This is a genomic window from Bacillota bacterium, assembly GCA_024653485.1.
Lineage (GTDB): Bacteria > Bacillota > SHA-98 > UBA4971 > UBA4971 > UBA6256.
The window spans coordinates 1-22,622 of the sequence record JANLFY010000001.1 but is presented as its reverse complement, the minus strand read 5'-3'; the positions used below and the strand labels follow the sequence as shown (position 1 = coordinate 22,622).

The window sequence follows — 22,622 nt, the reverse complement described above, 5'->3', positions numbered from 1 at the left end:
AGCCCCCGACTGGTTTGTTCACGTGCTGCCCTGTCTCACCCGCTCCTCTTGAGCTTCCCCGTGCGCATGGCGTGAAGCTCGCCCCAGTTGAACACCCTCAACCCGAGGGGAATGAGCACTGCTCCAATGATGAGGAGCAACACGAGGTCACCCCCTATCTCTCGGATGGAGGCGTCCCGAAGCAACGCCGCGCGCGCGGCTCTGAGAGTATAGGTGGCCGGGGACAGCCGCGAAAGCGGCTTGAGCCACGCGGGCAGCACGTCAACCTCGTAGTACACGCCCGAGACGAGGAGAATGGCCGCTTCCAAGATGTGTGCAGCTTGCGAGCCCTTCTCCGGAGACAGCAGCGGCAACACCGCAGCCATGAGCCCGACACCGATGAAGGAGAGGCTCGAAAGCAGAAGCACTACGAGCGCCGCCCCCAGGTCAGCGCTGCCGAGATCCAGCTTGAACAGGGACACTACCGCAAGCATGACCACGACGGTCCTCATTGCCCCGTAGCTCGCGGCAAACAGGCACACTCCGCCGAGGTATGACAGCCTCTTCATGGGCGCCATGAACGAGTACTCGATCGTACCCTCCCACCGTTCCCACTGAACCGACTCGGCCACCTCATGGAACAGCACGGACAGGAATCCCCAGAGCAGAGCCCCCACGACCAGATAGAGCACCCTGTCGCCGCTGTCTCCCGCGGCCGCTCCAGGCACGGCTCCAGCTCCGCCTGTCACCGGGCTCACGCCTATGAACGCGATCGTGAGAGTGTTCACCACCGTGTACACGAGAAACACTATCTCCCAGCCTATGTATCTCTTGATGAGGTTGAAGTTCCGCTCGACCAGAGCGTAGCTTCGTCTCAGCTCCCTCGAAAGCTCGATCACGCTAATCCGCCTCCTCCGGATTGGAGTCCTTGAGCGCCTTCCCTGTGAGCGCGAAGAACACGTGTTCCAGGGTCACGGCCTCGCCGTTAGTGGAGAGGCTCTCCTTGAGGCGCGTCGGCGTGTCCAGGGCAACGAACCTGCCCTGGTCAATGATGGCCACCCTGTCGCACAGCCGATCAGCCTCCTGCATGTCATGGGTGGTCAGGATCACCGTGGTGTCGTGCGAGTTCCTCACCTCGAGGACGTAGTCCTGTACCTCGCGCTTCGACACCGGGTCCAGACCGGTCGTCGGCTCGTCGAGCAGAAGCAGCACGGGCGACGTGAGAAGCGCCCTGGCAACCGCAACCTTCTGCTGCATCCCGCGGGACAAGTCCTCGAGCGGTTCGTACGCCTTGCTTTCGCTGAAACCGAGACGCCGCAGGATTTCCACGGCTTTCCGCCGCGCCAGGCCGATGTCCACATCGTAGAGACGCGCGGCGTAGCTCAGGTTCTCCATGGCCGAGAGCTTCTTGAAGAAGGCCGCCTCCACAGACACGCGGTTTATCAGACGCCGCACCTCGAACCGCTCCCTCACCACATCGTGGCCGAACACCCTGATCTCCCCTTCATCTGGGAGGAGCAACGTCGAAATCAGCCTGATGAGCGTGGACTTCCCGGAGCCGTTGGGCCCCAGGATGCCGAATATCTCGCCGCGTTTCACGCTGAACGTTACTCCCGACACGGCCTCCACCTTCACGGTTCTCGGAAACATCGTCGCGATGGCCCGTGAGACGGCCAGCCGGGCCCGGTGCCTGCCGTTGGTGAGCGCGTCGCGCTCAGGCTCACCAGGGACAGGGTGTTCAGGCTTCACGGCGGCCACGCATCCCCCCGAGGCCACGCCGTCCGGGCTGCCACCGGGGTCTCGGCTCGCCTGCCCGGCTCCCTCGAGTGAGAGCGTCCTTTTCGGACGCGCTTCCTTCCTGACGTAGAACACTTTGCGTGCGCCCACGCATTCGAGCGCCACCTCTTGTCCTTGCATGTCACCTTGCATCTCTTCCAAACCTCGCCTTCAGGCCCCCGGCACCACAAGGCCGGGGCGCGACTCGACGTAGAGCCGGAAAACCAAGAGGAGAGCCGGGTCCTGCCCACGACTCTCCTCGTGAAGACCTGACGCAAGGGTCAGCGTCAAACAGAAAGGGTCGTGGGCCCTCGTGCGGCCCACGACCCTACCAAAACCTACCAGCTACAAGGCAGGGTCAGGCCGCGCATGGGCAGACTCGCCCTCGGATCGTCCGCAAAGGAACGCGCACGACGCCGCGGCGCCATCAAACCGGACTTTCACGACGTCAACCGTCCTGATCACTTGCGCGACCTCCCTTCTCCTCTCACTGAATTCTCCCCTCAAATCTCGTGCGGGTTTCCGCTGTTGCCAGATATCACTATATCGTACGCCTGCCTCCGCGTCAAGCAGAACCTGGCGGGATCTTTTCACACCACGCCGTTCGCTGGTTGGCTGATCTCTCAAGCTTCGCTGGGAGAGGGGGAGTCCCCACGCCGGTGCGCGAGCCCCCTACGGCCTAGCGAGGCGTCCAAGGATCTCCCGCGCCGCCACCACGCCTGAGGCGGAAGCTTGCATCAGGCCTCTCGTGACTCCCGCGCCGTCGCCGATGGCAAAGAGATTCCTAATCTGCGTCTCGAGAGAGCTAGTCACGGCGAGCCTCGAAGAGTAGAATTTCACCTCGACACCGTACAACAGGGTGTTGCGCCCATACACTCCGGGCGCCACGGCATCGAGCGACTTCAGCATCTCTATGATGCTTACCAGATGTCTGTAAGGGAACACGAGGCTGAGGTCGCCGGGAGTTGCGTCTTCGAGCGTGGGCACGCACGTGCCCTTGGCCAGCCTCTCCCTTGTAGACCGGCGCCCCGTGATGAGGTCGCCGAGCCTCTGGACGATGACCCCGCCTCCCAGGAGGTTCGCCAGGCCCGCCACATACTTGCCATAGGCTATCGGGTCCTTGAACGGCTCGGTGAACGTCTTGCTGACCAAGAGCGCGAAGTTCGTGTTCTCGGTCTTCCTTTCGAAGTGCGTGTGCCCGTTCACCGTGATCAGCCCGTCGGAACTCTCCGTGACCACTTCTCCGTAGGGGCACATGCAGAAGGTGCGGACCTTGTCGTCAAAGGAACGCGAGTGGTATATGAGCTTGGACTCGTATGCCACGTCGGTTAGAGGCTCCGCCACGACCGCGGGCAGTTCCACGCGCACGCCGATGTCCACCGGGTTGATGGCCATGGAGAGCCCAAGCCTGCGCGCCTCTTGAGCAAGCCACTCAGCTCCCTCTCTCCCCGGGGCGACGATGACATAGTCCCCAAGGATCGTGCGGCCTTTCGAAGTCTCGATTCCCGCCACTTTGCCGTCTTCTACGAGGATCTTGGTGGCGCTCTCGCGAAGTGAGATCTCAATCTGCTCAGCGAGATGGTTCTTCATGCCCTCCAAGACGTCCTTGGTCTTCCCGGTTCCCAGGTGTCTGATCTTCGCGGGTATGAACTTGAGCTCCGCGATGAGGGCTTTGCGCTCGAGCTCGTGCAGGGCCTCCTCATCTCCGCCATAGACCTTGGTGGGCGCGCCGAACCCAAGGTAGATGCCGTCAACGTACTCGATGAGCTCCTTCAGATCTCGGTCGCCCAGGTACACGTCGAGCATGCCGCCAACCTGAGTCGAAAGAGTGAGCTTGCCGTCGCTGAAAGCGCCGGCCCCTCCCCAGCCTGACACTATGCTGCACGGCTGACACCTTCGGCAAGCGGTCTTGCCTTCGTTCGATGGGCAAACCCTGGCATCTAGATCAGAGCCCTTCTCTACGATGATCATCTTGACCGGGCCTTCCGCTGCCCGAACAAACTCCAGTGCAGCGAAAATGCCGGCGGGGCCCGCTCCCACGATTATGACATCATAGCGACCCTGTTGTCTTGCACTCGCCACGCTGCGGATCTCTCCTTCGCCTTCCTCTCTACTTTCTCAACCACGGGCACGGCTTCACTGTCACCATCACTGTCAGCGCTTCACTCATGTCGAGTCCGGGCTTGCCAGCTTGCCAGTATGGAGCATGGTCGTGTCTGTGTCCCGGACTCTCATCCATTCTTGCGCTTTCGAGGCGCGCCGGCGCCCCCAAGCGATAGCCTCCCGAGGCACGCAGCAGCGACGGCATTCTCCGGAAAGGCGTCCAGCGCCCTCGACTGCGTCTCCGCCTCGCCCACATCGCTGCTCGTTCCCGGGCCGGGATGCGCGCCGGAGCAGGCCTGTGCATCGGCCGCCGCTTGAACTCGTGTAGCTTGCCATCCTCCCGTCAAGAGAGCAAGTGCAGCGAAATCGCTCGCCATAGCTACGGCGTGGCTGCGACCCACCTGCCAACTGCAGGCGCCGCTCCCTGCGGCGACCATCGTGTTCACTTCATGGGTAGATCCTGTTCAGCAGCCTCGGAAATGGTATCGTTTCTCGCACGTGTTCGAGGCCGCAAATCCAGGCCACCGTACGCTCAACGCCGAGCCCGAACCCGGAGTGCGGGACCGACCCATACCTGCGCAGGTCCATATACCATTTGTATGCTTCCCCCGGAAGCCGATGCTCTTCTATGCGACGCTCCAAAAGTTCCGGATCGTCAATCCTCTGTCCTCCACCGATGATCTCACCGTATCCTTCAGGCGCGAGGAGGTCCGCAGATAGGCACACCTCCGGCCGGCACGGATCGGGTTTCATGTAGAACGCTTTGCAGGCCGTGGGATATCTGTGGACGAAAACCGGCCGGTCGAACTGCTCGGCGAGGATCGTCTCGTCTCCCCCGCCAAAATCCGTGCCCCACTCGAACTGTACGCCGTGCCGGCGCAGGATCTCACAAGCCTCGTCATAGGAGATCCGCGGGAAAGGCGGCTCGACGTTCTTCAGCTTGGAGGTATCGCGGCCGAGCGTGGCAAGATCCTCCGCTCGCCTCTGCAGCACTCGCTGCACGACGTAGCTCACCAGGTCCTCCTGGAGCTTCATGTCACCGTCTAGGTCGACCCACGCCATCTCCGGCTCCACCATCCAGAATTCCGTTAGGTGCCTGCGCGTTTTGGACTTCTCCGCCCTGAAGGTCGGCCCGAAACAGTAAACCTTGCCCAAGGCCATTGCCGCCGCTTCCATATAGAGCTGTCCGCTCTGAGTCAGGTACGCCTTCGTGTCGAAGTAATCCGTCTCGAATAGCGTCGTCGTTCCCTCGCACGCCGACGGCGTGAGGATTGGCGCGTCAACCAAGACAAACTCGCGCTCGTCGAGGAAGTCTCGGATAGCCTTCACGACCTCGTTCCTCACCCTCATGATCGCGCCCTGCCTTGGGGTGCGCAGCCACAGGTGTCTGTGGTCCATCAGGAAATCCACGCCGTGCTCCTTGAGAGATATGGGATACTCCCCGGCCAGCGACACGACTTCCAAACCCGACACTGAAAGCTCGTACCCGCCCGGTGCCCTGCGGTCGGCCCTCACGCGGCCTCGCACCACTATGGACGACTCTTGGGTGAGCTTGTCAGCGATGTCGAAATCTCCGTCAGGCACCTGTCCCCTCACTACTACCGATTGGATGAAGCCTGTCCCATCCCTGATGATGAGGAAAAGCACCGACCCGCTCGACCTCTTGTTGTAAAGCCAGCCCCGGATCTCCACTTCGTGCCCTTCATGCTCACCGACATGCGCTATGTGCACGCTTTTCACTTGCCTTCATCCACCTCCAATGCCGCCCTTCATATTATAGCACCACTGGAAAGTCGCTGCCACACATCGACAGCCCGGGTGGCCAAGACCACCCGGGCTGTCCGGCAGCGCACTCCTAATGCCGGGCCCGCGCCGCTCAAACGCGTCTACGTCAGAAAGGGCGGGCGATTGCCCCGCTTCACTGAATGCGCTTCATGGATGAGGTGACGTAGTATGTATGCGCGTAGTTCAGCTCGAATCTCCTGGTGACCGTGTAGTAACCCGCTAGAACGAGCGTAACCTCGTGTTCCCCGAAGGGCACCCATTGCAGGACGATTGGGCTCTTCCCCTTCTCGAAGCCGTCGAGGAACACGGTGGCTCCCGACGGGTAGGTCGACACGCTCACCGATCCGTACTTCTGTACTGGCTGTGGCTGCGGAACCGGAGGCTGGGGAACGGGCTGCGGCTGCGGAATCGGCGGGTAAGCTCCCCCTACATAGAAATACGTGTACCCGCTCACCCATGATTTCTGGGGCACTATCTTGATCTTCGCCTGGATGTTCCCGAGCACGATATCTGCCTCGCCCTTGATGTACACCTGACCGGATCGGGCGGACTCCTCCAGGTCCGACATAGGCAGCTTCTGAGTGGAGGCGAACATGATCAGGTACTCCGTTCCCGAGGGCGGTTCCACCGTGCCCGACAGCGTGTAGGCTCTGTTCGCACGAATCCACGTATCGCGTACGAGCCACCTGAGTTCCCCCGAGGCGAGAATGTCCAGGATGTAGACGTAGCTGTCCCTGCTTACTCTATAGTACACGTTGATGTTCTCACCAGGATAGTAAGTCGCGCCTTGGCCCCTATCGACCCAGATCTCAGCTTTGAACTCCGGGCTGGGATTGGGGTTGATGAAGAGCTTCACCGGCGAGTCTTGGGCGTACGCCCCGATCTGAGGCAGGACCGAGACCGCCAGCAGCACCATGCCCACAACGGCCCACTTCAACGATCTAGCCGTCACTGGCCACACTCCTTTCGTTTCCTCACCTTGTCAGGCGGGCTACTCTCGTGATCCAGTCATCCCTCTGCTCTTCCTCTACTCTTCCTCCACGTCGGTGTCGGCCAGGCTGTAGTTGGGAGCCTCTCGAGTGATGACTATGTCGTGCGGGTGACTCTCCCGCAGTCCCGCGCCGGTCATCCTTATGAACCTGGTGTTCTCCTGGAGCTCCGCTATGTTGCGTGCGCCACAGTAGCCCATTCCCGCGCGGAGTCCGCCCACCAGCTGGTAGATGGTATCCGCGAGAGCCCCCTTGTACGGAACCCGGCCTTCGATCCCCTCTGGGACCATCTTGTGCGACGCGTTTTGAAAGTACCTGTCACTTGACCCCTCCTTCATGGCCTCGATGGAGCCCATCCCGCGGTACACCTTGAAGCTGCGTCCTTTGTAGATGACACGCTCCCCGGGGCTTTCCTCGGTACCCGCAAATAGACGCCCGATCATGACGGAATCGGCTCCCGCGGCGATCGCCTTGGTGATGTCCCCCGAGTACTTGATCCCGCCGTCGGCTATCACCGGAATACCGTGCTCCCTGGCCACGCGAGCGCACTCGAATATGGCCGTCACTTGAGGAACCCCGATCCCCGCTACCACTCTTGTGGTGCAAATGGATCCCGGGCCGATGCCAACCTTCACAGCGTCCGCCCCAGCTTCGATGAGAGCCCGGGCGCCGTCGGCCGTCCCAACGTTGCCGGCGGCAACATCGACGTTCTGGAAGTTCGCCTTGAGGGCCTTCACGGTTTCAAGCACTGAGCGCGAGTGTCCGTGGGCGGTGTCCACCACCAGGATGTCCACGCCCGCGTCCACGAGAGCCCCGGCGCGGGCAATCGCGCCCACAGGCCCGACGGCCGCGCCTACTCGTAGCCTTCCCCTCTCATCCTTGGCTGCGTTGGGAAACTGCTTTGCCTTCAGGATGTCCTTTATCGTGATGAGCCCTTTCAGCATGAAGTCCTCATCGACTATGGGAAGCTTCTCTATCTTGTGCCTCTGCAAGATGGCCTTGGCTTCCTCGAGCGTGGTGCCTACCGGGGCGGTCACCAGGTTCTCCTTTGTCATCACGTTCTCAATGGGCTGGTCGTAGTTGGTCTCGAACCGAAGATCCCTGTTCGTGAGGATCCCCACCAGCCTTCCGCCTCTCGTGATCGGCACACCTGAGATGTGATAACGCTCCATTATGGCCAAAGCGTCTCTTATGAGATTGTGAGGCTCGAGGAATATGGGGTCCACGATTATCCCGTGCTCCGACCGCTTTACCTTGTCTACCTCACCCGCCTGGCGCTCGATCGACATGTTCTTGTGGATTATGCCGATGCCACCCTCGCGCGCCATGGCTATGGCGAGCCTTGCCTCGGTCACGGTGTCCATGGCGGCGCTGACTAGCGGTATGTTCAGGCGGATCCTGGCGGTCAGCTTCGTCGATATCTCCACCTCCCCCGGCATGACCTCGGAGTAGGCTGGTTCGAGAAGCACATCGTCGAAGGTCAGAGCAACATGCCCGAACTTGTCGTCGAAGTCCATGGTGGAATTCCCCCCGGGCCTATATGTTGCTCCAATTGTAGCAAATCCTTCTCTCGGACTCAAGGATGGTTATCCCTGGACACCCCGCCTCAACCTGGCCTGCCTGCATTATTATAATAACGCTGCATCTGGTTTCTGGTTCCAGAACGCCCTTGAAAAGCTAGGACCGCCGGCTCCCAGGCCAACGGTCCTAACTGGGCCAGCCATGGAACGCTCAGTACTTCACGGTGACTTTGTCTCCGATCTGCACCTTCGCACCCGCCCCAGGGGTATCCACGGTCCCGATGGAGAGGAGTTGCTCGACGCTGGTGACGGTGATGGTAGTTATCTCCATCTTCTCCGCGGAAAGCACCTGCCCTGTGAATGGGTCAGTGATGACTTCGCCCAGTCGGTACACCAGGAGTTTCTGTCCGACCTTCACTCCCTGCGCCCGCCCAAGGTTTGTGTAGACCTTGTCGCCCACGACCTTCACCACATAGCCCTCCACCGGGAAGAGCTGCATTATCTTCCCGATGAGCTGGTCAACCGCCTTGGAAGTGGCCTTACCCAGTATCGTGCTATGGAAGTTGGCGCTGCCGAAGGCCATCGGCGGCATTCCCTCGAGTCTGAGAGATATGTTCGCCTGACTTTCCTTGCCCTCAGCCATCTCGGCCAGCTTGATCGAGCCAGCGGTAGTGTCGACCACCCGCACGTGGATCTCCACAATCGCCTCGCTGGAAGTGACGGAGCCTAGGATCGGAACGGAAACCTTGCTCGTGTGGATATCGAATTTCGTCACGCTGCCCATTACCATCGCCTGCACGCCCAGCAGCTTTCCTATCTGGGCAGCGCTGGACGGGTCGACAAGGCCCGTAGCCCCGAGGCCTTGCTCCTGCATGACTTGCTCGAGCCTTTCGCGCTCGATGACCTCGAATTGCCCAGTCTGGACAAGCCTCGTCTCGAACTCGACCCTCATTCCCCTTCCGACGTGCCACTGCGGGTAGTTTGTCTGGTCGAGGAAATCCATGACAGCTATGCGGATCTTGCCCTGCTGAGCTGGTACTTGCGCATCAGCGGGCGTCGCCGTCATCTCCCATATCGGGAGCAAGCAGGCAACGGCAAGCACGAAGGTGGCGATCCCGCGCCTCGTGCAGGAAATGCCCTTTCGTCCACTCATCTCGTCATCCTCCAGTCCACTGAGGGGTCGTCTGTCTCCACAATCCACCAATCAGCACCTTGTGGCGCGCTACCTGATCACACGGACCTCGATCTTATCCCTCGTCACCATCACGATTTCCACCTTGGGACTCGCGAACGACTCGAGCGCTGCAGCCAGATCGTCCACGTTGCCCGTGGTTTGGATGTCTATCACGGCTATGTTGTTCTCGAAGGTCCTGCGGTACACAGCAGTTGTGTCGCGTGTCTCTTTGAGCGCCTGTATGATCTGATTCGCCTGGGTGTAGGAGCACCCGCTCACGGTGAGCTGAATCGTGCGCGTTCCGCCCGAGACCCCGCCACCGGCACGCTTGGGGAGCTCCCAGATGAGGCGCGAAGCGACATCGTTTGCAACCGCAGCTATGGCCTCAAGGCCGGCGGCATCAGCCGAGAGCTGGGCCTTGGTAGCCTGTGGAGTCTCTGCCCAAATGATCTGCCCCGTCTGCGTGAGCACCGCTCTGAACGTCCCGAACGCCATGCACGACTGGAACGTGAAATTGCCGGACCTGGTCGAGGTCAGGAACTTGCTGTTCACATCCCCGAAGACCACGATGTCCGCAGCAAACCTCTCGCCGAGGGTTACGGCAGCCTCGATATCGCCTTGCATCGCGCGCTTCGCCATATCGCTGGCCTTGATGGCCTCCACCTGCCGGCGATCCACGAGGTGATACCGGACGGCTGAGAGCCTCTCGATCAACTTGGTCTCGGCGATCGATGTGGCCAGCGGACTGTTGAGATTCTTCTCGTCCACGAGCACCATTATCGTTGGGTTTCCCATCATGTCTATGAGTATGCCTAGGGCCTGGACGTCGGACCTGATATCTCCCCTTACTACCCTTGCCCTGATCTTCACGTGCACGAGCCCATCGGGGGTCTGCCAGTAGTCACCGACGATCTGGTAGGACTGCACGTACCCGCCGGCCTGGCTGACGACCCTATCGTAGAACACCGTGAAATCGGACATGTCGGTGCGGCTAGCCACGGACACACCTGCGCCCTGCTCGACGGCGACCCTGTACGCGTCGCGCAGGGCCTCATCGCGGGCCCGGGCAACTCCTCCACCAGTGACGGCGCCAACCCCCTCCGCAACCACCTCAATAGCCTGGGCCTCGACAGTGGTGCGGCCAGCGCCCGCTGCGAGGCCAAGGAGCACAGCGACAAGCACTGCCGCCCAGAAATGTTGCCTCTTCATCAACGATTCCTCCCTCGTCCCGGTGATATATCGCTGCTCACGCCCGCGTGCTCTTGCTCGCGTGCTCTCGCTCGCGTGCTCGGTACCGCGTGCCTGGTGTGCGCGACAGCGTGCTCGCCCGCACGCACACCCGCCTGCATACAGCCGCTCACGTGCAGGCGCCCGCGCGAGAGACCGGCCGCGCCGCCCACACTTGGCTCACAGGCCGACTTCGCGCGGCACAGCTTGGCACAAGCAAACAAGAGCAAGCCGAAGGAGTGCGGTCAGCTTCGCCGACCAACACGGTGGGGGACTGGCAGAGACCGCGGAGCCCCCCACCGTGGCTCGATGAAACCTCTCCCGTCCTCGAACTCTGTCAGCGTCATCGCGCGGGCATCAGTACGCCACGACGACTCTGCACTCCTGGAGCACCGTAGTCATGCTGGTCGTCACCGTGACTACTTCTTGCGGAACTATGATGTCTGTGCCAACTATCCTGACCGCCTTGACGACGTACGGATTCGCGCCCACTCGGTCCTGGAGGTTCTGCTTCGCCGCGATGACGGAGTTTATGTAACTTGCGAGCCTCGATTGGCAGGCATATTCATACTTGGCGACCGAGATGCCGTATACCACTGTACCGCCCACGGTTACGACCCTGAATACTGCGGGCTTGGGGAAAGCAAGGCCGGAGACGTCTATGATGAGGCCTGTATATGGGCTCGGAACTGTGGTTGTGGTCACGACCGCTGTTCCGAATTCGTGCCGCATCGTCGAGTACACGGGCACCAGGATGTCCCTGAGGAGCATTTCCATGGTCAGCGTGCAGGTTATGCTCCCATCCGATTCCTCTTGGTACGTCTCGCTCCCCGGGACGACAACGGCATTGTTCACTATGCCTTCGGCTGCCGCGCGCACGTCGTCGTTGACAACCATGAAATCCCGCATGAGGGTCTCGCTCTGTACCAGCACCCCCTTCGTCGTTTCGAGTAGCTCCCTGTAGCCTGATACCACAGCGGCGCGCCTAGCGAGCAGCTTCCGCTGGGCCATGGGCTTGCTAGGATCTCCGACTCCGGACGCTTTGACCTGGATGACTCCGTTGGTCCAGTCTATTGCCCCGAGACCCACTGTCTGCACGGTGATGTTCGTGGTCACGCGGGTCGTCGCACTGACGGTTTGGGCGGACCCCACGACTCCGGCCATACTCACGACCGCCGCAACCGCGAGGGCCGTGACTATCAAAGCGCGCACTCGCTTCATCGCTCATTTCCCCCTCACTCGTTCTGTCATTTGTCGTCGCGCATCCCACAGGTAGCAGCTCTCTACGGCGCACGATCTCGATGAGTTCCAGTTCCTCCCTCCTCTCGACTCACTACCCAGACTGTCGACCGAAGCCCATGACCCGGCAGTCTGACAGCTGCCAGCGCGAGCTGGGCAAGCTGCCAAATGTGGGCCTTCGAACCAATCTACTGATCATTGACGGCAAGGGACACAGAAGTACATCAAATTTCGGAAGGTTTTCTTTGAGGGGTCTCCGAAGGCCAAGGCCCCACGACGCAAGGGAATCCCTGCGGGAAAACGTATGCGGCAAGACCTACGTGGGAAGGCGTGGGGAGGAAAAGGCATGCGGGAAAACGCGTATGAGAGATATGAGAGACCTGTACAGAAAGACGGGAGAGGCTCCGGCGGGGTGACCGGAGCCTCTCGCAGCGTGGGAGCGGTGATTTCTTTACCAGGTCCAAGGGGTCGACGCTGAGAGCAGCGACTGCTAAGCGCCCGACCCTAGCTGGCGGCGGACTCGCTCGAATGAGCGGCGGCGTAGTCAGCCAGTATCTTCGGGATGTCGTCCGGCTTGACGCGCGCGAACACCGTCTCGCCGATCATCACAACGGGAGCGAGTGCGCAAGCCCCCAGGCACCTCACGGCCTGGAGTGTGAACAGCCCGTCCCGGCTGGTTCCGCCGATGTCCACGCCGAGCTCTTTCTTGAGCGCCTCCAGACACGCCGCCGCGCCTCTCACGTAGCAAGCGGTGCCGAGACACACACTTATGGTCCACTTGCCCTTCGGGCGGAGCGAGAACAGCGAATAGAACGTGGAGACGCCGTACACCTCGCTGTCCGGCACCCCGAGGCCCTTCGCTATCCTCGATTGCACGTCTTCAGGGAGGCAACCGAAGAGCTGCTGAGCCTCATGGAGAACGGGTATCAGCGATCCCGGGGTGTCCTTGTGCCTCGCGATTATCTCGTCGAGCTTCGCATACCTGTCATCGGGCAGCTTGCCCTGGCACGCACACGTGCCCCTTCCGGACTCCCCCGGCCTCGGCGCGACCTCCAGTCGTGCCCGCCTATCCTTCGTCTGCTTGGTTTGGGCCGCCGACATATCACATGGCCTCCTTCCTGACGCTCGCGGCGGAACCGACTTCCTCAACGCTCCGGTACGTCGTGTGGAGCAGGCTGTGCGCAACCTCTCCACCAGGCTCGCCAAGGAATTCATCGTAGAGCCTGCGCACGGCGAGGTTTTCGTGGGACCTCCTGGCTTTCATGCGCCGATCCTCGGCGTACAGGGCTGCGGTTCTCTTCGCGGCGGTCTCCGGGTCGCTCGTCCTGGGCTGACCGCCGCCGTCCACACACCCTCCCGGACACGCCATGATCTCAACAAAGTGGTATGACGCCTTGCCGTCGCGTATCCTCTGGAGTAATCTCGCGGCGTTCCCAAGCCCTGATGCGACCGCGACACGAACCTCCTGGCCCCCCAGCTCCACGATGGCCTCTCGTATCCCATCGACGCCGCGGACCTCGGCGAACTCCAGCTTGCCGGCACCCGTCCTTCCTGACGGTTTCCTCGCGGCCACCTCCGCCACCGTCCGCAGGGCAGCCTCCATCACACCCCCGGTCGCGCCGAAGATGGTCGCCGCGCCCGTGGAGGCGCCGAGCGGGGAATCGAAGTCCCCATCAGGCAGGGCCGCGAGATCTATGCCCGCGGACTTGATCATGCGAGCAAGCTCGCGAGTGGTAAGGGCCACGTCTACGTCACGCACCCCTGAAGCGTTCATTTCCGGACGCGCCGCCTCGTACTTCTTTGCCGTGCAAGGCATGGCGGATACGCTGAGGATCTTCTCAGGCGCGATGCCCATCTTCTTCGCGTAGTACGTCTTGATCACTGCCCCCATCATCTGCTGCGGCGACTTGCACGACGACAAGTTGTCCAAGAAATCGGGGAAGAACGTCTCACAGAACCTCACCCATCCGGGGCTGCACGACGTGATGAGAGGCAGCTTGCCCCTGGACTTGATGCGCTCGAGAAGCTCATGGCCTTCCTCCATGATCGTGAGGTCCGCCCCGAATTGGGTGTCGAAGACCCCGTCGAATCCGAGCAGGTGAAGCGCTGTAGCCAGCTTCCCGGTAACGGCCGTTCCGGCGGGAATCCCAAACTCCTCCCCTATGGCGGCGCGCACGGCGGGAGCTACTTGAATGACCACGTGGAGATCGGGGTCGGCTATCGCATCCAGGACGCGCTCCCATTCCTCTTTCTCGCTTATCGCGCCAACCGGGCAGACCTTCGTGCACTGCCCGCACGACACGCACTTCGACTCACCGAGCCCGTGCTCGAACATGGGCGTCACACAGGAACGGGTACCCCTGTACGCGAAGCCGAGCACCCCCACCGCCTGCACCTCGTTGCACGCCTTCACGCATCTGCCGCACAAGACGCACTTGTCAGGTCTCCGGACGAGCGCGGGGCTAGAATCGTCCGCCGTCCTGTGATCCGTTTCCCTACGGAACCTTGCCGTGCGTATCCCGAGGCGCATCGCTAGAGCCTGAAGATCGCACGTCCCGTTCCTCTCACACTTGAGGCAGTCGTGAGGATGAGCCGCAAGGAGCAGTTCCACGACCGTACGGCGCGCCTCGCGCACCGCGGCGGTGTTCGTGCGCACCACCATGCCGTCGGCAACTGGCGTCACACAGGACGCTGGAAGGTTTCTCGCTCCTCCGATCTCCACGACGCATACCCTGCACGACCCGATGCGTCCGACCGCCGGGTGGTAGCACAGAGTCGGTATGTCCCTGCCCGCGCGCCGTGCCGCCTCAAGTACCGTCTCACCTTCGTATGCCTCGACCTCTTGGCCGTCTATGGTCAGCCTGACGACCTTCCGCGGCTCGGGAGCCGGGGCGGGAGCGGATTCGGCGTGCGTTTGGCTTTGCGACAAAGCGGTCTTCATCGAATTCACCTCTTCACCACCGCCTGGAAGCGGCACGCGCTTGCGCACGCCCCGCATCCCTGGCACGTGTCTGCGTCAATGGCGTATACTCTCCGCCCGCGAGCGCGACATGCGGCCTCTGCTCCACCCGCCGCTTTTGCCACGGCCTCTTCGGTCTCCGTCGCCGCGAGCGAGATAGCGCCCACCGGGCATGCTTTGGCGCAGAGCCCGCATCCTCTGCACTTGTCAGGATCAATGCGGTAGCGTGTGAGCGCCGCACAGACGCCCGCCGGGCACCTCTTGTCATGAATGTGGGCTTCGTACTCGTCCCTGAAGTACTTGATGGTGCTGAGCACGGGATTCGGAGCTGTCTGGCCGAGTCCGCAGAGCGCGGTGTTCTTTATCGTGTTGCCGAGGGCTTCCAGGGTCTCGATGTCCCCGGGCTGACCCTTGCCTTCTGTGATGCGGGTCAAGATATCCAGCATCACTTTCGTGCCTTCCCGGCACGGAACGCACTTCCCGCACGACTCGTCCTGGGTAAACTGCAGGAAGAACCTGGCGATATCCACCATGCAGGTCTGCTCATCCATGATGATGAGTCCGCCGGACCCCATCATCGCTCCCAATCTGACCAGGGTGTCGTACTCCATGGGTGTATCCAGGAAGGCCGCGGGAATGCATCCGCCGGAAGGACCGCCGGTCTGAGCGGCTTTGAATGCCTTTCCGCCCGGTATCCCGCCGCCTATCTCATACACGATCTCCCGGAGCGTGGTGCCCATGGGTACCTCAACGAGCCCCGTGTTGTTGATCTTGCCGGCAAGCGCGAAGACCTTCGTCCCCTTGCTCTTCTCCGTGCCTATGCTTGCGAACCACTCGGGGCCTCGGAGAATGATGGGCGGGATGTTCGCAAGGGTCTCCACGTTATTGATGACAGTCGGTTTCCCCCACAGGCCTTCGTTAGCCGGGAACGGCGGCTTTGGCCTAGGCATGCCGCGCTTGCCCTCAACCGAAGCGAGGAGGGCCGTCTCTTCGCCGCACACGAATGCGCCGGCTCCGACTCTGATCTCTAGATCGAAGTTGAACCCAGATCCGAAGAGGTTCTCGCCAAGCACGCCGAACTCACGGGCTTGACGAATTGCGTGCGACAGTCGCGCCACGGCGAGCGGGTATTCGGCACGGACGTACACGTAGCCCTGGCTCGCGCCAATGGCGTAGCCGGCGATGGCCATGGCTTCGATGACGCTGTGTGGGTCGCCCTCCAGCACGCTCCTATCCATGAACGCTCCCGGATCGCCCTCGTCGGCGTTGCAAACGACATACTTCTGGTCGGCCCTCACGCGCGCGGCGAACTCCCACTTGAGCCCTGTCGGGAACCCCGCGCCACCGCGTCCTCGGAGGCCTGACCTCTTGACGATGTCTATGACGTCTTTGGGCTCCATTTCGGTGAGCACCCGCGCCAGCGCCTCGTACCCATCGCGGGCCACGTACTCGTTGATGTTCTCGGGGTCTATCACCCCGCAATTGCGGAGAACTATCTTGACTTGCTTCTTGAAGAAATCTATCGAACCCAGGGTCGGTACCAGGGCCCCTTCGGAATTCCTGTGAAGGAGGCGCTCCACCGGCCTGCCTTTCACTATGTGCTCGCGCACGATGTCCTTCACGTCGTCCGGACGGACCCGCTGGTAGAACGTGCCTTCCGGGTAGATCACGATTACCGGGCCGAGGTCGCACGACCCGATGCACCCGGTCTGCACGACCTTGACCTCCCCCAGGACTCCTTCCGCCTCGAGGTTCTTCATCAATGACTCGTACACCGCCTGACAGCCCGAGGACACACACCCCGCCCCCGCGCACACCAGGACGTGGGCACGACAAAACGGACTCATTTCTCGCTCACTCCCCACCCTGCTCACGAGCTCTCAAGAACCAGCCATCATGCTACGGACGTCGGCGGCTGCACGACGGGGAACTTGGCAACCGGTCGCCGGCTGTCGAGCCCTGTCGCGCCGTGTCGGCCCGCGCTTCGCGCTTGAGGCACGCTGAAGCTGCGGCCCAGCTTCCTCCGCCCTCCACGTCCAACTCAATTCTCGTCGAACCTTGCCTCCATACGAGCCTCGCGCATCTGCTTCTCGAGGCGCGCCGCTCGCTTGAACCACGTTCCATCGGGGTACGGGAGCCCGTATTCCCGCATGACCTTCTCGTATTCGATCAAGAGGTCCTCATCTACGTCGGGAGGCGAATTGCGCCGCATCGCCTCCGCTTTGAGAGCCATGGCCGACACGATGTACTCCTCCTTTGTGCGTCTCTTCACAATCTGCGGTCGTTTTTCGGCGCCGGCCCGCACAACGGCAGCGGAGCGAAACCAGCTGACACCCGTGCCCGCCAGCTGCGTCTCGTCGCGCCCTCTGTCGGCCTTGCGCCACCATCGTTCGTAGCAGACCGTTGTCGTCCATCGCTTACAGCAATTCGCGTGCCAATCGCCGCCACGAACACAAAGAACCCGCTCGGATCGCCCGAAAGCGGCGTTCCGAGCGGGTTCTCTCCCCTCCTCCGTGGCCCGACGGCGTTCGAGAGGGAGGCCCGATAAGTCAATTATTTGGCTTCGATGTCCAATGCTTTGGCGTCTTGACTCCGCCGAGATCCTCCGCCCGTCATTCCCAGTCTCTTCATCATCTCATTAAGGGTGGTCCTCTTCACGCCAAGGTCCTCCGCCGCCCTGGCTTGGACTCCTCCTGCCTTTTCGAGGGCTCTAGCTATGAGTTCGCGTTTGTAGGCGGCGACGAGCTCGTCGAACTTCGCGCCGGCCGGTGCGTCCGCTGCCCTTTTCGAGATATCCTCGGGGAAGTCTCCGAGAGTCAGTTCGTTGCCCTCGGCAAGCACGACAGCTCTTTCCACAGCGTTCTCCAGCTCGCGCACGTTGCCCGGCCAGTCATACGCTGTAAGAGCCGCCATGGCCTCTGCGGAAAAGGTGATCGGCCCCTTGAGGAGACTCGCCGCGTATTTCCTGGCGAAATGCTTTGCCAGAAGCGGTATGTCCTCACGCCTCTCCCTCAGGGGAGGAAGGTGGACCGTGATCACATTGAGCCGGTAGTACAAGTCGCGCCTGAACTCTCCCTGTTCTATGGCTTCTTCGAGGTCTTTGTTGGTCGCGACTATCACCCGGACGTCCACGCGCCTCACCGAAGTCTCCCCCACTCTGATGAATTCCTTGCTTTGGAGGAATCTAAGGAGCTTGGCCTGGAGCCCGAGGCTCACGTCGCCTATCTCGTCGAGGAACACCGTGCCTCCCTCTGCCTCCTCGAAGAGCCCGCGCTTCGTGGAAACGGCACCGGTGAACGCTCCGCGAGCGTGGCCGAAGAGCTCGCTCTCGAGGAGGGCTTCGGGAAGAGCCGCGCAGTTTATGCTGACAAACGGCTTCGTGGCCCTGAGGCTTTGGCGGTGTATCTCGCGGGCTATGAGATCCTTGCCGGTCCCGCTTTCGCCCCGGATGAGGATGGTCGCGTCCGTCCTGGCCACCTTCTCAACCAATTTGAAAACGGACTGCATCTTCGCGCTGGCGCCTATGATGTCTCCGGACCTCTCCCTGATCGTCTGAAGCTCTCTTCGGAGCCTGCGATTCTCGAGGGCGATCTCGCGCCGCTCCAACGCCTTCTTCACCACGAGCCTGACCTCGTCCACTTTGAATGGCTTCGGCAGATAGTCAAAGGCGCCCGCCTTCATCGCTTCAACGGCGTTCTGGACGGTGGAATAGCCGGTGATGACGATGACTGGCGTATCGGGAAGAGACCTCCTGGCCTCTTCCAGGACTTCCATGCCGCCGGTGCCTGGCATCATGAGGTCTGTCAAGATGACGTCGATCTCATCCCCAGACCTGATCTCCTCCAGAGCTTGCTCTCCGCCTGAAGCGCACACCACCTGGTGCCCGTCCTGGGCGAGGACGAGTTGCAGGAATTCGCACATCTTAGCCTCGTCATCAACCACCAGCACGGTACCCGCTGCCAAAGCGCATCACGCCCCCCTCTCGCGGGACGGCAGAACGATCGTGAACGTCGTGCCCTTGCCGACCTCGCTTTCTACCTTGATGGATCCCGCATGCTTCTCGACAATACCGAAACTCACGGAAAGCCCCAATCCGGTGCCCTTCCCCACCTCCTTGGTGGTGAAGAAGGGATCGAATATCCTGCCGAGGTTCTCCTCTGGAATTCCGCAGCCCGTATCGGCTATCACGATCTCCACGACGCGCTCCCGCGCGGGCCGTGTGGTATGCCCCACTCCATCAACGCGCCGGCCGCCTCCAACCACGATCGCGCGGCCGTTCCGCGTCCCGCCGAGAGCGGCGTGGCCGTCTTCCTCAGAGCCGTCGTCGCCGGCTTGTTCGCGTGTCCGCGTGGATATGGCCAGAAGTCCTCCATCGGGCATCGCTTGAATGGCGTTCAGCACCATGTTGAGGAGCACCTGCTGCAGCTCGCCCGCGTCAATGGCGGCCTCAGGATCGTTGCCGTCCAGCTCCAGCTTGACCTCTACGCCCTTGTGAGCCAACTGTCCTCCGAAGATCCTGAGCGTCCTCTCGACTGCCTCGTTGACCTTGCACTTGCCCGACGGCGTCGACGCGGGACGTGCGAAGCTGAGAAGGCTCCGGACTATCTCAGCGATCCTCTCGGATTCATCCGCGATGGTCTTGAGGTAGGATGCGGCCGGGCTGTCGGGCGCGGTGAGCCTCGCCAGGATCTCAGTGTATCCCGATATGAGCGTGAGCGGAGTATTGACCTCATGGGCCACGCCCGCCGCGAGCTGGCCAAGAGCGGCCAGCCTGTCGGACTGAATGAGCTGGGTTTCCAGCCTCCGTCTCTCGGTGATGTCGTCGCTGAGGAGCACCGCGCCGTACACGTCGCCGCTCGAGTTCCGGAGGGGGCTCACCTTCAGGGTGACGACGACCTTCTCCTTGGGATCCGCGCCGCCCGCGCCGGCACTTGTGACCTTGCCATCCCCGGTCTCCTTGCCGAGAAGGTAAGTGATCTCCCCGATCTGCGTCGGAACTCCCCGCCTGATTGCGTGCTCGAACGCCCGCCTGCACGCCGGAGTGTCCAGCACAGGAAGAACGTCGAATATCTTTCGTCCGATGGCGCCTGCGGGAGCCTGGCGGCTCACTCGGCCGCCCGCATCGTTGAAGCTCGTCACGATCATGTTGCGGTCTACGACCACGATACCCTCGGTGATGCTCTGGATGATGTCCTCATGGTACGCTTTCAAGTCCGCAAGCTGCCTGTTGTGAACCTCGAGTTGTTTAATGAGGTACGGCAGACACATCTTGTTCTCCGCGAGGCCTTGGAAGACGGCCACCGCCTTCTCGCGGCAAGTGTCGTAGCCGCACGCTCCGCAGTTGAGCTCGTCCTCCTGTCTGGTCTTGTCGAGCTCCTTCAGTATGCGCCGGATGTCCGCCTCGGTTGGCACGGGCATCGGGACGTTCCTCGGTCGGAAAGAGCGTCTCGCCACAATATCTGGGAACGACCAGGAAAGCGCCTCGGGTTCGGCATCCCCGGAACCATCGCGCGCCATGGCGGCCCTCCCGGCCGGCGCCGAATCAGCGTTCCTCGCGAAGTCCACTGCCACGCGCCTACGACCGTACCCGAGAAGCGGGCTCGAGATCATCGGCCCGTTGATGCACCCCTCACAGAAGAGCATGTCCACAAACTCCGGGCATTCTCGCCCTCGTTTCAACGCCTCCAGGAACTCGATGCAGTTGTCCTTGCCCTCCACGGTGATGATATCGTTCTCGAGGATATCCGCACGGAAGGCCGCGCTTCGAAGGAGCCCTCCGGATACCGGATACAGCCTGCCAAGATATGCGCCCGGCCGGTCGAAGGCCGTATCCGGCAATGTGTCCGGCCGCACTGGCAAATCGTTCAGGAGCGACCTAGCCTCGGCGAAAGTCAGCACTGCGTCGACGGCGTCCGCGACCTCCGCGTCCACGATCTCGCTCTTCTTGGCGACGCACGGTCCTATGAATACCGTGCGGGCTCCAGGATGAAGGCGCTTTATCATCCTCCCAGCCGCCACCATTGGCGAGACTACGGGTGCAAGCTTGTGTAGGAGCTCGGGGAACCTCGCCTCAACCAGGTTGACCACGGCCGGGCAAGGTGTGGAGATAACGCCGCGCCGCCCTTCTTCCTGGACCAGTCTGACGTATTCCTGCGTGACACGTTCGGCCCCCCACGCTACCTCATGCACGCCGGCAAACCCCATCCGGCGCAACGCCTCCACCACCTGACCCGGGCGGAGCTCCCCCGCGAACTCCACGACGAAAGACGGTGCCAACATGGCGTACGCTGTCCCTGACCGAAGCGCTTCCCGCACCGCGGGCAGATCCTCTTTGATGTGCTTGGCGCGCTGGGCGCAAACGCGCACGCAGTAACCGCACGCGATACAGAGATCTTCTATGACAGCTGCCTGCCCGTCTTCGACCTTGATGGCTTTGACGGGGCAATTGCGCACGCATGCGTAACATCCTCTGCACTTGCCCTTGATAGTTGTGACGACGTTCACAATCAGCGCCCTCCCACTGCTTTGGCCTTATTCCAGCCAGCTCCCGGGCTCCTCTCGTTCATTCTACCACAGACCACCGTTAAAGGGCAGCTTCATCGCGACGGGCGGACGGGCCCGAGCGGACGAGCCGCGCCGGCGACGAGCACGAGAGGGGCGCGCTCTCGGTCGACATAGGGCGTCGATGCTTCACGTCGATGAGAAACGTACTCCACGTCGATGAGGAACGTACGCCGACTAGGAACGAGAAGGATCCGGATCGTGTGATCCGGATCCCTGGTTCACTCCTCGAAGGTTCGGCGATCGCGCCGAAGTCAGTCGCCACCGCTTGGTGGTGAGCCGGCCCCTACCGCCTTGCCCTTATCGACTGGAAGCACTCGGAACAGTATACAGGCTTGTCGTTGTGCGGCTTGAACGGGACGGTGGTCTCTGCCCCGCAGTTTGAGCAGACAGCCGGGTACATCTCCCTAACCGCCTGACGCTCACCGAAACGACCGCCTCGGCTGGCCTGCTTCCGCGCCGCCCGGCACTCCGGGCAGCGGCCGGGCTCGTTCTCGAACCCTTTGGACGCAAAGAACTCCTGTTCGCTCGCGGTGAAAGTGAACTCCCGACCGCAGTCCCTGCACACGAGGGTCTTGTCCTGGTACATAGAAAACCTCCTCATTGATGTAGCCCTCAAGGGGGCCTATTTGCCGTATCCTCTGGGCTACGTGTGGAGGCAAGAACTCCAAATCAGGAGCAGGTTTGCTGGTCCAGGCAACCCTCGGTTTTAGGCTCTTTGAGTATATCACTTGCGAGACGGGACGGCAATACGGGGATGGAAATAAAAAAGCCTTCCGGCAGCGACCTACTCTCCCGCACCGTTTCCAGTGCAGTACCATCGGCGCTGGAGGGCTTAACTTCTGTGTTCGGAATGGGAACAGGTGTTTCCCCTCCGCCATAGCCACCGGAAGAGCTTATGAACTTGTTGGTGCACCTTGAAAGCTGCACAGTTTAGGTGGGCTCATCTTAGGTCAAGCCCTCGACCGATTAGTACCGGTAAGCTCAAGGCATTACTGCCCTTACACCACCGGCCTATCAACCAGATCATCTCTCTGGGGTCTTACCGGCTTTACGCCGTGGGAGATCTCATCTTGGGGCGGGCTTGGCGCTTAGATGCTTTCAGCGCTTATCCCTGCTGCACTTGGCTTCCCAGCTATGCCCCTGGCGGAACAACTGGTACACCCTCGGTGCATCCATCCCGGTCCTCTCGTACTAGGGATAGAACCCCTCAAATCTCCTGCGCCCGCGACAGATAGGGACCGAACTGTCTCACGACGTTCTGAACCCAGCTCACGTACCGCTTTAATGGGCTGTTCGCCCATTAAAGC

At 61.6% G+C, this 22,622-nt stretch carries 16 protein-coding genes and 2 rRNA genes; all 18 read right to left on the bottom strand.

Features of this window, described 5'->3' with window-relative positions; all coding sequences use genetic code 11:
• Positions 1–35 precede the first annotated feature (35 nt).
• Positions 36–878, bottom strand: a complete 843-nt coding sequence (locus tag NUW12_00090) for an ABC transporter permease (GenBank protein MCR4401174.1) — start codon at positions 876–878, stop codon at positions 36–38.
• Between the two features lies 1 nt (position 879).
• Positions 880–1,896: an ABC transporter ATP-binding protein gene (locus NUW12_00085; GenBank protein MCR4401173.1), complete on the bottom strand. Its 1,017-nt coding sequence runs from the start codon at positions 1,894–1,896 to the stop codon at positions 880–882.
• Positions 1,897–2,427: 531 nt separating this feature from the next.
• A complete protein-coding gene (locus tag NUW12_00080) occupies positions 2,428–3,837 on the bottom strand; it encodes an NAD(P)/FAD-dependent oxidoreductase (protein MCR4401172.1) in 1,410 nt (469 codons plus the stop codon).
• A gap of 468 nt (positions 3,838–4,305) precedes the next feature.
• Positions 4,306–5,598 (bottom strand): asparagine--tRNA ligase, encoded by a 1,293-nt coding sequence (gene asnS / locus NUW12_00075; protein ID MCR4401171.1) that lies wholly within the window; start codon positions 5,596–5,598, stop codon positions 4,306–4,308.
• Between the two features lie 178 nt (positions 5,599–5,776).
• Entirely contained in the window at positions 5,777–6,595 is an 819-nt protein-coding gene (locus NUW12_00070; protein ID MCR4401170.1) for a PEGA domain-containing protein, read from the bottom strand.
• Between the two features lie 75 nt (positions 6,596–6,670).
• Complete coding sequence (gene guaB, locus NUW12_00065; protein ID MCR4401169.1) at positions 6,671–8,149, bottom strand: IMP dehydrogenase; 1,479 nt, start codon at positions 8,147–8,149, stop codon at positions 6,671–6,673.
• Between the two features lie 214 nt (positions 8,150–8,363).
• Positions 8,364–9,305 (bottom strand): hypothetical protein, encoded by a 942-nt coding sequence (locus tag NUW12_00060; GenBank protein ID MCR4401168.1) that lies wholly within the window; start codon positions 9,303–9,305, stop codon positions 8,364–8,366.
• A 69-nt stretch (positions 9,306–9,374) separates the two neighbouring features.
• Complete coding sequence (locus NUW12_00055; protein MCR4401167.1) at positions 9,375–10,535, bottom strand: hypothetical protein; 1,161 nt, start codon at positions 10,533–10,535, stop codon at positions 9,375–9,377.
• A 375-nt stretch (positions 10,536–10,910) separates the two neighbouring features.
• Positions 10,911–11,774: a hypothetical protein gene (locus NUW12_00050; GenBank protein ID MCR4401166.1), complete on the bottom strand. Its 864-nt coding sequence runs from the start codon at positions 11,772–11,774 to the stop codon at positions 10,911–10,913.
• Between the two features lie 522 nt (positions 11,775–12,296).
• Positions 12,297–12,893, bottom strand: a complete 597-nt coding sequence (locus NUW12_00045; GenBank protein ID MCR4401165.1) for an NAD(P)H-dependent oxidoreductase subunit E — start codon at positions 12,891–12,893, stop codon at positions 12,297–12,299.
• A 1-nt stretch (position 12,894) separates the two neighbouring features.
• The gene (locus tag NUW12_00040; GenBank protein ID MCR4401164.1) at positions 12,895–14,733 is read right to left on the bottom strand and encodes an NADH-dependent [FeFe] hydrogenase, group A6; all 1,839 of its coding nucleotides are present in this window, start codon (positions 14,731–14,733) and stop codon (positions 12,895–12,897) included.
• Between the two features lie 5 nt (positions 14,734–14,738).
• Positions 14,739–16,598, bottom strand: coding sequence for an NADH-quinone oxidoreductase subunit NuoF (gene nuoF / locus NUW12_00035; protein MCR4401163.1), 1,860 nt, complete (start codon positions 16,596–16,598; stop codon positions 14,739–14,741).
• 194 nt (positions 16,599–16,792) lie between these two features.
• A complete protein-coding gene (locus NUW12_00030; GenBank protein ID MCR4401162.1) occupies positions 16,793–16,993 on the bottom strand; it encodes a hypothetical protein in 201 nt (66 codons plus the stop codon).
• 311 nt (positions 16,994–17,304) lie between these two features.
• Entirely contained in the window at positions 17,305–18,714 is a 1,410-nt protein-coding gene (locus NUW12_00025; protein ID MCR4401161.1) for a sigma-54 dependent transcriptional regulator, read from the bottom strand.
• 6 nt (positions 18,715–18,720) lie between these two features.
• A complete protein-coding gene (locus tag NUW12_00020; protein MCR4401160.1) occupies positions 18,721–21,255 on the bottom strand; it encodes an ATP-binding protein in 2,535 nt (844 codons plus the stop codon).
• Positions 21,256–21,598: 343 nt separating this feature from the next.
• A complete protein-coding gene (locus NUW12_00015; protein ID MCR4401159.1) occupies positions 21,599–21,901 on the bottom strand; it encodes a zinc-ribbon domain containing protein in 303 nt (100 codons plus the stop codon).
• Positions 21,902–22,086: 185 nt separating this feature from the next.
• Positions 22,087–22,203 (bottom strand): 5S ribosomal RNA (rrf, locus tag NUW12_00010).
• A gap of 58 nt (positions 22,204–22,261) precedes the next feature.
• Positions 22,262–22,622: ribosomal RNA gene (locus tag NUW12_00005) — 23S ribosomal RNA — on the bottom strand; the annotation flags it as partial.